Source organism: Streptomyces sp. NPDC048389 (assembly GCF_040706335.1).
Classification (GTDB): Bacteria; Actinomycetota; Actinomycetes; order Streptomycetales; family Streptomycetaceae; genus Streptomyces.
On record NZ_JBEZKP010000092.1, the window covers coordinates 1 to 12333 of the forward strand.

Consider the following 12333-nt stretch of genomic DNA (forward strand, 5'->3'; position numbering starts at 1 on the left):
CCACGACCAGCCAGAACTACACCCTCCACACCACCGTCACGTTCTTCGAACACGGACTTGCGAACCGCTCAAGGACGTAAACGCAACGGTGTTGGCTTCGACCTGCCCCGCTGCTACGTCTTTCGACCACCCATGACCGTCAGCCGGGCACCGGCACCAGCAGCGACGGCGCCCGCCTGCTCCTGCTCCTCGACTGGTGACTTCTTCGGCTTTTCACCGCGAAGCGGGCCAACCCCGGCCACCGAGCTTCCGGAACCGGCGATGCCGGTCTCGCTGTCGACGGCCTGGGCCTCGCGCACGCACGCGCGCTCCGGCCGACGGCCCTGACCCCCACGGCCTTCGCCGGAAAAGCCCCCTGAGAGCGAGAGATCAACGATGGGAGTAACCAGGTGAGGGTGGTCAGTGTGAAGGGCTGCCGCAACATCGGGGTCTGCAACATCCGGCTCATCCGTCACAGACGTGCCGCTGACCTGCAGTTCCGCCTCCGCCTCCAGGGCCTCACTAGGCCCTGCCGTCACGTCGGGGTCTGAAAAATCGGGCTCCAGGACCTCCGCACGGCCCTCCTGGACGTCGTCGGCGACCGTGCGGCCGTGCGCGGCGGCGACCGCCGGCACCATCAGCCGCGACCGATTCGGCATGCCCGAGCCCGTCTTCAGCCGTACCCGCAGCACCAGCTCCCGGTCCTCCAGGCGCTCCAGCACCCGCTCCCCCGCCGACGCCGAAGCAGCCGGGCCACCGTCGCCGCCGCCCGGCCGCGCTTGGTGTCCACCGTCCCGCCGCACTGCCGCACCCGACCGGTCTCCCGCGCCTCCAGCACCAGCAACAGCAGCGCCAGCCGGTCCGTCGCCGCACCCCGACCGGTACGCGTACCGATCAGCCCGGCAGGCGTCACCCGCCCGTCCCGGTGCGTCCAGCCCGGCCCCATCACCGCCTCCAGCAGCCGCCACAAGGTGGCGTACTCCTTCTTCGCCAGGTTCAGCGGGTGCCCGACGACGTCCTGCGCCGCCCACTGAGGCAGCACCTTGCACTTCAGACCGTCGTCCTGGCCGTACCCACCTTCTGCTGCCTCCACGTCAACCAAACCCGACCCGCGCAGAGCCGGGACGACCACCGAGGCGAAGCTGGCGGTCACTCTTTCTGCGGGCGCGCTCAGCGTCCTCGGAGTAACCGGCTCCACCTCTGCCGCGACCACGCTCGACGGCACGATCGCGGCAGAGGCGGAGCTGGCCGGCCTGGACCGGAGTGAGGTTGCCGGTCTGCAGAAGCAGATAGACGAGCAGATGGCCGTCACCCCGGGGGCAAGCAGATCGGCGTCAACCAGGTCTCCTGGCACGACGGTAAGGCGATCATGACGTTCCCGCTCCCGGGCGAGAAGCAGGCCCGCGCCGTCGACGAGCCCGTCGGGACGCTCGGTACGGCCAACTGCGACTACCTGTGGACCTGTCTCTACGAGCACGCGAACTACGACGGCCGTCGACTGACCTGGTCGGACTGCGGCTTCGTCAACCTCTCCAGCTGGAACTTCATCGACAAGACGTCGTCCTGGCACAACAACCAGTCCCGCGGAACCGTCACCAGGGTCTACAACTGGACCGGCAGCTCCTGGTCTCAGCTCTGGTCCTCCACCGCTCCGTCGAAGGACTCCTACGTCGGCAGCGCCGACAACGACAAGGCCGACGGCATCCGGGTCTGCTGACTCTCACGCCGGCGCGTCCGTCGGCGGCGGCCTTCCGGCGTGCCGGGAGGCCGCCGCCTCGTTCCGGGGCCGAGGCCCCGGAACGAGGCGGATCGTCAGCGCCCGTAGACCTGGAACTCGTGGAGCGAGATGCCGTACGGGGTGGCGCGGGTCTCGCCGAGCAGGCGGACGTAGCGGCCCTGGCCGGCGACGTCGAGCGACCGGGTGCCGCCCGTACCGCCGGAGGTGGCGTACAGATCGGTCCAGGTCCCGAAGCCGGGGTCGTCGGAGATCTGGAGCCGGAATGATCGGGCGTACGCCGCCTCCCACTTGAGCACCACGCGGGAGACGGAACGGGATGTCCCCAGGTCGACGTTGATCCACTGGTCGTCCCGGAAGGCACTGCTCCAGCGGGTGTCGTCACGGCCGTCGACGGCGAGCTGCGGGGTGAGCCCGCCGTTCTCCGACGAGGACGCCCACGCGGGCCTGCCCTGGGAGAGCAGCTGGGCGCCGGGCTGCGGTTCACCGGCCGTCAGCCGATCCGCGGTCCGGTCCAGATACGTCGCCGTCCACACGAGCGGCGCGTTCCAGTTGACGGTGTTCTCCTTGGAGCCCCAGGCTTCCGGCGCGGTGCCCGGGCCCGCGTAGGACTTCGCGGCCGGTCGGCCGGTGGGCGTGGCCGGGTCGTTGATGTTCTCGTTGTTGGGGCCGCCGGAGAGCCAGCCCTTCGGGTACGGAGTGGCGGGGTACGCGCCCCAGGCGATCCGGTCGTGCAGATCGGACTCGGCGTACTCGCCGTAGCCGGTCACATAGGACAGCCGCATGGCGTTGGTGCCCATCAGATAGTCCATGCCGCGGTGCATGGCCTTCAGATACCGGATGTCGTCGGTCAGGTCGTGGGCGGTACCGAGGAGCAGCATCCGGTTGACGATGAACGAGTTGGAGCCCCACGGATACGGCGCGGAACCGGGGATGAGGGAGGGGTAGCCCTCGGCGTTCAGGGTGGTGACGGCCGAGTCGGCGAACGCCGTCACATTGCCGCGCATCCTCGCGGTGTCGGCGGCGGGCAGGTCGGCCGCGACGGTGAGCAGGGAGAGTGTCCCCGCGGTGGCGACCTCGGCCCAGTCGAACTGCCCCACCTGGCCGTAGTGCGGCGAGCCCGTGACCGCCGAGCGGTAGCCGGCGGCCGCGCCGTCGGACCGCTGGTGCGCGGTGAGATAGAGCTCGGCCGCGGCGGCGTAACGGTCGTCGCTGTTCTTGCCGTCGGGGTAGTCGCCGCCGCCCTCCGCGTCCGAGTCGGTCGCGTAGTCGACGTCGGGCTGCGCCTCGGCACGCTGCCATGCGGTCCTGGCGCTCGCCCACAGCTCGTCGGCGCGGGCGGGATCGTACTGCCGCAGGACACGGGCGAGTTGGGCGTTGGTGCGGGCGACGGCGTAGGTGGCGTTGGTGGACGGTGGCATGGCGGAGCGGGCGAGGGCGTTCTCCGCGTCGATGTCGGTGACGGGGAAGGCGCTCCAGGTGTGGTTGTGCACCTTGTGGGAGGCGAGTCCGGTGGCGGGCAGCATCCCTGACATGAAGCGCGAGCCGTACTCGACCTCGTCGAGGATGTCGGGCCGGCCGTTGCCGCGCTCCGGGAGGGACAGGCTGCCGTCTCCGTACGCGGCGGGGTCGCGCTCGTAGAGGTTGAGCAGGGTCCACGCGGAGATGGCGTGGTTGACGGGGTAGATGCCGAAGTCGCCGGCGTCGGCCCAGGAGCCGGCCACGTTCAACCGCTCGCCGCCGCACCAGTTGTCGTAGCAGGGCACGGACGCGTCGCCGGGGTGGAGCGCGGCGTGGGCATGGGCGCCGCTCTGGAGGTACCGGCCTTCCACGGGCGTGCCCATCCGGTGGAAGTAGAAGTACTGCATGCCCTCGTGGCCCAGCCGGGGGTAGAGAGCCGTGTTCCGGATGGCGAAGGGCACGCTCGTACCGGCCCCCTCGACGGTGAGCCGGTAGTCGCCGGGGCGGGTGACGGAGGAGAAGTCCGCCTGGTGCACGTGGTCGCCGGAGGCGAGGTCGTCGCCGTACACACGGGTCGTGCCGGAAGCGACCAGGGCGCCCGCGGCGGCGTCACGCAGCTGCCAGGCGAGCGGGGAGGTGGGGGCGGCCACCACGGTGGCGATCTTGTCGGCCGCGGTGAGATAGCCGATCTGGTTGACCCGGACCGGGCTCGGATCGCTGTCGGCCGCAGCGGGCGAGGCACCCAGGACAGGGGTGAAGAGGGTGGCGGTGAGCACGGCGGCCACGGCGGCGGCCGCACGGGGGCGGGCACGGCGGCGCGGGCGGGAGCGGACGGCGCGGAGCATCGTACGAGCCTCCTGGGTGGGGGGACGGAAGCGGACGCGTGCGGGCGGTTCTGAGCCCGATACATACGGAGCCGGCGGGGCCGACGCGAACGGGAGCGCTCCCAGCAAGGAGCCGCCACCGACCGGGTCAGGACGGCGGACGACTCCGACTGCGGGAGCGCTCCCACACCAGCGGCGCGACCTCGCCGCAGCCCGGACCCGCCGCCACCCGAGGGGGCGAGCAGGTCGAGCACCACTGGTGCGGCACCGCGGACCAATGAAGCGGTTCGCGCGGCCCGTGTCAATGACCGCGGCAGAACACCGGACCCTTGACAACCCGCACAGACTGACGGAATCTCATGGGAGCGCTCCCATTCCGACTGACGCGGCTCTGGCCTTCCGCCTGCCCCGCCCCAGAGCTGCCGGTCGTCGGAGCGGGAGCGCTTTCAGCAGCCCCGCACCATGACCTGCCCGGCCGCCGCGGGCCCCGGCCCGCCGCCGGCGATCGACCGATCAGAGGATGACGATGACCGCAGAGAACGATCCGGTCCCCACAGCGCTCGCGCGCACGCCGGCCGCAGCCTCCTTCCCCCCTGGATTCCTGTGGGGAGTGGCGACCTCCGCGTACCAGATCGAGGGAGCGGCGGGCCGGGACGGCCGTGGAGTGTCGATCTGGGACACGTTCTCGCACACTCCCGGCAAGGTGGCGAACGGCCACAACGGCGACGTGGCCGCCGACCACTACGAGCGGTACGAGCAGGACGTCGCCCTGATGTCCGAGCTCGGCGTCGGCGGTTACCGCTTCTCCGTCGCCTGGCCGCGCATCCAGCCGGACGGCCGCGGCCCGGCCGACCCGCGCGGCCTCGACTTCTACGGCAGGCTCGTCGACTCCCTGCTGGAGAAGGGCATCCAGCCCGCGCTCACGCTCTACCACTGGGATCTCCCCCAGGCGCTGGAGGACCGGGGCGGCTGGCGCAGCCGGGACACCGCGTTCCGCTTCGCCGAGTACGCACAACTGGTGAGCGAGGCACTCGGCGACCGGGTGAAGTTCTGGGGCACCCTCAACGAACCGTGGTGCGCGGCCTTCCTGGGCTACGGCAACGGCATCCACGCGCCCGGCGCAGTCGACCCGGCCGGCTCGCTGCGCGCCGCCCACCACCTGCTGCTCGGCCACGGTCTCGCGGTCCCCGCCATCCGCGCGTCGGCGGCACCGGACGCGGAAGTCGGCATCACGCTCAACTTCTATCCGGTGGACGCCGATTCCGGGAGCACCGCGGACCTGGACGCCGCGCACCGCATCGACCTGCTGCAGAACCGCCTCTTCCTGGACCCGGTGGTCGAGGGCTCGTACCCGGCGGACGTGCGGGAGCACTTCGAGCGGGTGTGCGGCACCGGCCACATCGAGACGGCCGACGAGAAGATCATCGGCGCGCCGGTCGACTTCCTCGGCGTCAACTACTACACCTCCTACCGGGTCGCCGGAGGCGGCGAGCCGGACGGGCCCTCCCCCTGGCCCGGGGCGGAGGACGTGCGCTTCATCGACCGCGGGCTCCCCCGGACCGGTATCGGCTGGGAGATCGACGAGGACGGTCTGCGCCGCCAGCTCGTACGCATCCACCGGGACCACCCGGGGCTGAAGATGTACATCACCGAGAACGGCGCCGCCTTCGACGACACCGTCGAGGCCGACGGCCGGATCGAGGACGCGGACCGCGCCGCGTACATCGAGGGGCATCTGCGGGCCGTGCACCGGGCCATCGAAGAGGGTGCCGACGTCCGGGGCTACTTCCTCTGGTCGCTGCTCGACAACTTCGAGTGGGCCGAGGGATACGGGATGCGCTTCGGCGTCGTCCGCGTGGACTTCGAGTCCCAGCAGCGCACCCCCAAGCGCAGCGCCCTCTGGTACGGCAGCGTTGCCCTCGCCAACGCGCTCCCCGACTGACGACGGCGAGACCCCGTGACGAGGCCGCCCCCGCACGAGGGGGCGGGGGCGGTCCTCACGGGGCGTCGTAGAACGCGGTTCGGCCAGAAGGCTCAGGGCCGGCGCCAGGAGTCGTCCTGGAGATGGGAGCCCGCCATGGGCCCCATGCGCAGCATCCCGCCGTCGATCGACCACGACGCCCCCGTCACGTATCCGGCGTCCGGACCCGCGAGGAAGGCGATCACCGCGGCGACCTCCCGCGCGTCGCCGGGACGGCGCATCGGGATGCCGGGGCGCTCCGCGGCCCTGGGGTCCTCGTCCTCCTGGCCGGTCATGGGCGTCGCGATCTCCCCCGGTGCGACGGAGTTGACGGTGATGCCGTGTTCGGCGAGCTCGAGCGCCATCACCTGGGTGAGCAGACCGAGACCACCCTTGGCCGCACAGTACGGCGCGGCGCCGACCCGCGGCTGGTGCTCGTGGACGGAGGTGACGTTGACGATCCGGCCGCCCTCCCCCTGGCCGATCATCCGGCGGGCCGCCCGCTGGCCGCACAGGAACGGGCCGACGAGGTCCACGTCGAGGACCTGACGGACCGTGCGGAGGTCCAGATCGAGAAAGGGGGTGGCGGTGCCGGTGCCCGCGTTGTTGACGAGCACGTCGAGCCGGCCCAGTTCGCCGGCGAGCCGGTCGATGACGTCCGCGGCGTCCGGGAGGACGGTGAGGTCCATGTGGGCGACGGCCGCACGCCGCCCGTGGGCGCGCACCTCCTCCGCCGTGGCCTCGGCACCCTCTCGATCCGTGTGGAAGGTGATCCCGACGTCCATACCGGTTGCGGCGAGCCGGACGGCCGTGGCCCGCCCGATGCCGGAGTCCGAGCCGGTGACGACGGCGACCCGGGCCTGCCCGTCCCGTCCCGGGCCCGCGGGGCTCACGGCCATGAGGGCTCCTTCCTCGGCACGACGACCAGCTCGGAGACGGCGCTGGTGTCCGGGACGGACAGGGCGTAGAGGACCGTGTCTGCGACGATGTCCGGGCTCTGCAGCATGCCGAGGTCGGCGTCCGGGAAGCGCTCGAGAATGAAGGGGGTGGCCATGCCGCCCGCGATGACGCCGGTGACACCGATCCCCGGGCAGTCGCGCTGTGCCTCCTGGAAGAGCGTGTGGGTGAACGCGCGCAGACCGGACTTGCCGGCGGCGTACGGCCCCGCCTCCGGCCACGTGCGGTTCGCGGCGGTGGAGAGGATGTTGACGATGTGGCCGCCGCCGCGGGCGACCATCCGGCGGTAGCTCTCGAGGCAGAGGAACATCGGCCCGAGCAGGTTGGTGGTGACCACCCGGGTCACCTCCGTCGCCGTCAGGTGCTCGATCGGCTTGGAGACGTCGACGGCCGCGTTGTTGACGAGGACGTCGATGTGACCGCCGTCCTCCTCCAGCTCCCGGAAGACGTCGGCGACCGCGTCCGCGTCCCGTACGTCCATCGCCACGAAGTCCGCTTTGCCTCCGTCTGCCGCGACCTGTTCGCACAGCTCCTCCGCCAGGTCCCGGCGTACGTCCGCGACCAGCACGGACGCGCCGGCGCCCGCGAGTCTGCGGGTGATGGAGGCTCCCAGCCCACGCGCACCGCCGGTCACCAGGGCCTGCCTGCCGTCGAGGTCCACCTGCACTCCGCCGTTCAATGCTCTGCCTTCCTTCGGGGCCTTCGTGCGTTCTCACTGTGACCCGCGCAACTGGGGACGGCACTTGGGGCAGGGGCCGTCCGGCCGGTTGCGGTACCTGTGAGCAAGCCCACCAGGAGTGCTCGATCCCAGTCGGCACAAGGGTTCGGGTACCCGGCGAGGTATCGGCAGCGCCCGGGGGAGGCACGTGTCGGGAGCCGTCTGCCACGATGGTCAGCGCCATCGAAGGTGGAGCGGCCGTGCAGTGCAGCCGGCGTCGCAGGCTTCCACCGCGTTCCGCCACATGGGTCCCTCGGGGGCTCGTCACCCCGAGTGATCTCATCGTGCCTGCTTCCTCCTCCGCTGCCCCCGCCGCCGCCCCTGCCGGCCGCCTCGCACGTCGCTTCCTGGGCGGCACCTCTCCTTGGCGCTGCTTCGGGTACCCGAGCATGCGCTGGTGGTCCGTCGCGAACTTCGTTTCCAACGCCGGTACTTGGATGCAGCTCACCGTGCAGAACCTGCTGGTGCTCCAGATCACCGGGTCGGCCGCAGCGACCGGACTGTCGATGTCGGTGCAGGCTGCGCCCGGACTGCTGATGAGCCTGGTGGGCGGTGCCGCCGTCGACCGCCGGCCCCGCAAACTGACCGCCGCGGTGACCCAGGCGCTGCTCGGCGCCGTCGCCTTCCTGACGGCGTTCCTCGTGGCGACGGACCAGCTGAACCTCGGCGTCCTGATGGCGCTGGCCGCGGTGACGGGCGTCATCGCCACCGTCGACGGCCCGGCCTGCGCCCTGCTCGGCAACGAGCTCGTCCGTACCGAGGACGTGCCCTCCGCGATCGGTGTCGGCTCACTGGTGCACAACGCGGGCCGACTGGCGGGCGCGGCGCTCGCCGGTGTGACCGTCGGCTTCTTCGGTACGGCCGCCGCCTACGCGGCCAACGGTGTCTCGTTCCTGGAGCGACCGGCAGTGCCGGTGCGCGGCCTCGCTTGCAAGTGCTTCGTTCATGCCGGCCGGGGGCGTGCCGCGCGTCCCGGGGACGCCTGGCGTTCCCGCACCTCCTTCGAACGTCGGTGCTGCGCGGTCTCGTTGGCGATCGGCGGTTCGCCGGCGGGTCACATCACCTCGGTCACCCACGCCCCTCCGGGGGCCCTCTGCGGTGCGGGCCTCGCGGCGAGCACACCGAAGTACACGGCCTCGGTGGCGGCGGCGACCTTCGTCCAGCCGTACCTGCCGAGCACCCGTCGCCGTCCCGCCTCTCCGCATGCCTCCCGCGCCGCCGGATCGGCGAGCAGCCCGGCGACGGCCCGGGCGAGCGCGTCCGGGTCACGGGGCGGCACGAGCCGCCCGGTGGCGGGATCCGCGACGGTGTCGAGGTGACCGCCGACGGCGGTGGCGACGACGGGCCTGCCGCAGGCCATCGCCTCCAACGGAACGATTCCGAACGGCTCGTAGTCTCCGGGGCAGAGCACCACGTCGGCGCTGCGCAGCAGCGGTGCGACATCCCCGCCGGGGACCGCTCCGGTGAAGCGGACCCGGTCGGCGACGCCGAGGCCGTGCGCGAGGTCGCGCAGGCGGCGCACCTCGGGGTCGTCGTCGAGCCTCGCGGCCGACGGCCCGCCGACCACGAGCAGTTCGACGCCGGGCAGCCGGGTCAGCGCGGTGACGGAGACGGCCGCGCCCTTGCGAGGGACCACCCGGCCGATCTGGACGAGTCGGTGGCGGTACGCGCCGCGCGCGGCGGCCGGCCCGTGCGGGGTGAACGCGTCGGTGTCCACGCCGCACGGCACGACGTCCACCCGCTCGGCCGGCAGGCCCATGGCGGTGAGCTCGGCGACCTCGTCGCGACAGGTGGCGATGATCCGGTCGCAGCCGACACCGACCTCCTTCTCGCAGGCGATCCGGGCCGGCGGGCTGGTGTCCGCGTGCCGCTGGTGGCGCCGCTTCACGGTCCCGAGCGCGTGGTACGTGTGCACCAGCGGCAGTTCCAGTTCGCGTACGGCGTGCAGCGAGGCGAGACCCGACATCCAGAAGTGCGAATGCACCACGTCCGGCGGGCCGTTCTGCCACTCGCGCGCCAGGTGGCGGCCGAAGCCGAGCATGTGGGGCAGGAGTTCGTCCTTCAAGATCGCCTCCGGCGGGCCGGCGGGCACATGGCGGACGTCGACACCGGCCCTCAGCGGCACCAGGTCGGGCAGGTCCCGCGCGTCGCGCCGGGTATAGACGGTGACCCGGTGGCCTCGGTCGGCGAGTGCGCCCGCCAGGCGCGCGACGTGGACGTTCTGGCCGCCCGCGTCCACCCCGCCGAGTGCGGCCAGCGGGCTCGCGTGCTCGGACACGAGCGCGATGGACAGCGCTTCCGTGCCGATGAGATCGCGGTCGGTCATGAGCACACCTCCGTCATCAGGCGCTCCCAGTCGTCGAGGAAGCGTTTGAGTCCGTAGCGCCGCAGCGCCGCCTGGCGGGCTCGGGCGCCGTCCTGTGCTGCGGCCTCCGGTTCGTGCAGGTACCGGCGGGCGGCGGCGGCGAGGACCTCGGGGCGGGTCGACAGGGTCCCGGTGCCCTCGGGGACCGCCTCGACGGCCTCCGTGGTGGCGAGGGCGACGACCGGCATGCCGAGGTGCATGGCCTCCAGAAGCGACAGGCCCAGGGAGGTCCAGCGGACCGGATGCAGATAGAGCCGGCGCTCGGCCATGGCACCGTGCAGCTGCTGCTGGGGCAGATCGGCGGCGCGGCAGCGTTCCTCCGGCAGGCCGAGGTGTTCGGCGAGCCCTTCCGTGCCCATGCCGAAGACGTCGAGCGGTGCGGCCTGCGCGAGTGCGGGCAGCAGGTCGGTCCCGGTGTACCGGCCGCGCCGTACGGGCTCGTTGACCACGACCGCCGCGCGCTCCAGCCGGCCGGTGTAGAGGTGGCCGGGGTCGACGATGCCGTGCTCGACGACCTCCGTGCGGGTGGACCCGTTGTCCCAGAACAGCCGGTTGAAGTGCGTGACGTGGACCAGGGTGAGGTCGTCGCGGTCCGCGCAGGGGTGCCGGGTGCCCGGCACGTCGCCGTCCGGCGCGTTGTGTTCGAGGTAGACCGCCGGCACGTCGCGGCCGGGGCGCCTGCCGCCGAGCCATCGCTCGGCGAGTGCCGCCTCGTGCGGCCGCTGCAGGACGACCAGGTCGACGGCGGTGTCGCGCAGCTGCTCCGGCGTCACCTCGCGTACCGCGTCGGGCCAGGAGAAGGTGCGGGCACGGCCGAGGCCGTCGGGGCCGCGGGCCGGGGTGACCGGGACGAGATACGTGTGCGGGCCCTGCACGAACGCCGTCGTCCAGGAGCCGTGCACATGCCACAGCAGGATGTTCATCGTCACGCTCCTCGCTCCTTACGTCTCGGCCGCATCAGAGCCGAGGGCCGCCACGGCGGCGAGCACCTCGGCGTTGCCGATGCCGTCGAGGCAGGGGTGCCCCGGGACGGGACAGCTGCGGGCCCTGCTGCCGGCGCACTGTGCGTGCTGGTCGCCCAGCAGCACGTGCGGCACGTTGTAGGGGCGCCAGCGCTCGACCGGCACCACGGGGGCGAAAAGGCAGACGACCGGCGTGCCGACGGCGGCGGCCAGATGGCCGGGCCCGGTGTTGCCGACCACGGCGACCCGCGCGCCGGCCAGGACACCGGCCAGCTGGTGCAGGTCCGTCGCACCGCCGAGGTCGAGCGCGTGGTCGGCCGCCACCGCGCCGGTCAGGTCCTTCTCCGCCCGGCCGCCGGTCACCACGACCCGGTGCCCGGCCGCCGACAGGGCGGCCGCGGCGCGTGCGGCCCGGTCGGCGCTCCAGGCGCGGGCGGGGACGGCGGCGCCCGGGTGCAGTACGACGTACGGCTCGGGTCCGGTCAGGTGCGTGGTCGCGGGCGGTGCGGAGATCCGCAGCGAGCCGTCGTCGCCGGGCGGCAGGGCGAAGCCCGAGTCCAGGGCGAGGTCGAGAGCGGCCAGGGCCTCGTGGCGGTGCGGCTGTCGGCAGTGCCTCAGGTCCAGCAGCGCGCCGGGGTAGTCCTCGCTGTCGGCGGCGGTCCAGCCCACGCCGGCGAGCTTCAGCAGCAGCGCGATCGGCAGCGGGCTCTGGTGGTACGACACCAGGACCAGAGCCCGGTCGTACCGTCCGGCGCGCAGCGTCTCGAGCAGCCGCTCGGTCTGCTCGTACGACACCGGCGCGGGTTCGAGGCCGACCCACGGCGCGTCGTGGACCAGCACCTCGTCCACCCCGGGCAGCAGCTGCGCCGCGTGCACTCCGTGCGGGCCGCAGAGCAGGGCCGTGTGCGAGGAGCCGGCGGCGACGGCCCGCACGGCGGGGCCGGCGAGGAGCACGTCACCGGCGCTGTCGAGCCGCACCACCAGGGTTCTGGGCCGCCTGCTCATCGCCCCTCCTCCACCACGACGCCGTTGCCGGGCCGCACCGGGGCGGCCGTGTCCGGCGCCGCCGTCCCGGGCGTACCGCCACCGGAGGCACCGGCCGGTACGGCGACCACGGGGTCACGCACGGCGGTCGGTGCGGCGATCGCCGCACCGGGGCCGCCGGCGGCGCGGACGGTGTGTGTCGCAGCCGTCGCGCGGCCGGGCCGGGGCGGGGCGGACGCCGGCCCCGGCTGCGTACCGCCGCGGGATAGCGGGGGGGCCGCCGGGACGCCGCCGACCGGGGGGGGGGGCGCGAACCTGGGGGGCGCCCCCCGCCAGTCCCCTGGCGCGTCGGGCGCCGCCGCCAAGGACATCGGCAAGGGGACCGGGG

10 protein-coding genes and 1 pseudogene are annotated in these 12333 nt (G+C 72.9%); 3 read left to right on the forward strand and 8 right to left on the reverse strand.

Annotated elements, in window-relative coordinates; genetic code table 11:
* Positions 1-113: 113 nt before the first annotated feature.
* Both AB0903_RS33240 and AB0903_RS33245 read right to left on the reverse strand, forming a co-directional pair.
* Entirely contained in the window at positions 114-701 is a 588-nt protein-coding gene (locus AB0903_RS33240) for a hypothetical protein (RefSeq protein WP_366708477.1), read from the reverse strand.
* Positions 653-1072: a hypothetical protein gene (locus tag AB0903_RS33245; protein ID WP_366708478.1), complete on the reverse strand. Its 420-nt coding sequence runs from the start codon at positions 1070-1072 to the stop codon at positions 653-655. The genes AB0903_RS33240 and AB0903_RS33245 overlap by 49 nt, the downstream gene beginning before the upstream one ends.
* A 276-nt stretch (positions 1073-1348) precedes the next feature.
* Here AB0903_RS33245 and AB0903_RS33250 point away from each other — a divergent pair, with 276 nt between their 5' ends.
* The gene (locus tag AB0903_RS33250) at positions 1349-1696 is read left to right on the forward strand and encodes a peptidase inhibitor family I36 protein (RefSeq protein WP_366708479.1); all 348 of its coding nucleotides are present in this window, start codon (positions 1349-1351) and stop codon (positions 1694-1696) included.
* A gap of 95 nt (positions 1697-1791) precedes the next feature.
* Here AB0903_RS33250 and AB0903_RS33255 read toward each other — a convergent pair whose 3' ends face one another.
* Positions 1792-4020, reverse strand: coding sequence for a glycoside hydrolase family 9 protein (locus tag AB0903_RS33255; RefSeq protein ID WP_366708480.1), 2229 nt, complete (start codon positions 4018-4020; stop codon positions 1792-1794).
* 505 nt (positions 4021-4525) lie between these two features.
* Here AB0903_RS33255 and AB0903_RS33260 point away from each other — a divergent pair.
* On the forward strand, positions 4526-5941 hold the full coding sequence (locus AB0903_RS33260; protein WP_366708481.1) for a GH1 family beta-glucosidase: 1416 nt from the start codon (positions 4526-4528) through the stop codon (positions 5939-5941).
* Between the two features lie 92 nt (positions 5942-6033).
* On the opposite strand, the gene AB0903_RS33265 is transcribed toward AB0903_RS33260, so the two are convergent.
* Both AB0903_RS33265 and AB0903_RS33270 read right to left on the reverse strand, forming a co-directional pair.
* Positions 6034-6858, reverse strand: a complete 825-nt coding sequence (locus tag AB0903_RS33265) for an SDR family oxidoreductase (protein ID WP_366708482.1) — start codon at positions 6856-6858, stop codon at positions 6034-6036.
* Positions 6849-7595 (reverse strand): SDR family oxidoreductase, encoded by a 747-nt coding sequence (locus AB0903_RS33270; protein WP_366708483.1) that lies wholly within the window; start codon positions 7593-7595, stop codon positions 6849-6851. The genes AB0903_RS33265 and AB0903_RS33270 overlap by 10 nt, the downstream gene beginning before the upstream one ends.
* 386 nt (positions 7596-7981) lie before the next feature.
* Here AB0903_RS33270 and AB0903_RS33275 point away from each other — a divergent pair.
* Positions 7982-8530 (forward strand): annotated as a pseudogene (locus AB0903_RS33275) (MFS transporter); the annotation flags it as partial.
* Between the two features lie 158 nt (positions 8531-8688).
* Here the strand turns inward: AB0903_RS33275 and AB0903_RS33280 are convergent.
* The 3 genes from AB0903_RS33280 to AB0903_RS33290 are packed head-to-tail and all read right to left on the reverse strand — an operon-like array spanning position 8689 to position 11966.
* Positions 8689-9960: a glycosyltransferase gene (locus AB0903_RS33280; protein WP_366708484.1), complete on the reverse strand. Its 1272-nt coding sequence runs from the start codon at positions 9958-9960 to the stop codon at positions 8689-8691.
* On the reverse strand, positions 9957-10922 hold the full coding sequence (locus AB0903_RS33285) for a glycosyltransferase (RefSeq protein WP_366708486.1): 966 nt from the start codon (positions 10920-10922) through the stop codon (positions 9957-9959). The genes AB0903_RS33280 and AB0903_RS33285 overlap by 4 nt, the downstream gene beginning before the upstream one ends.
* Before the next feature lie 18 nt (positions 10923-10940).
* The gene (locus AB0903_RS33290) at positions 10941-11966 is read right to left on the reverse strand and encodes a glycosyltransferase family 9 protein (protein ID WP_366708485.1); all 1026 of its coding nucleotides are present in this window, start codon (positions 11964-11966) and stop codon (positions 10941-10943) included.
* Between the last annotated feature and the right edge of the window lie 367 nt (positions 11967-12333).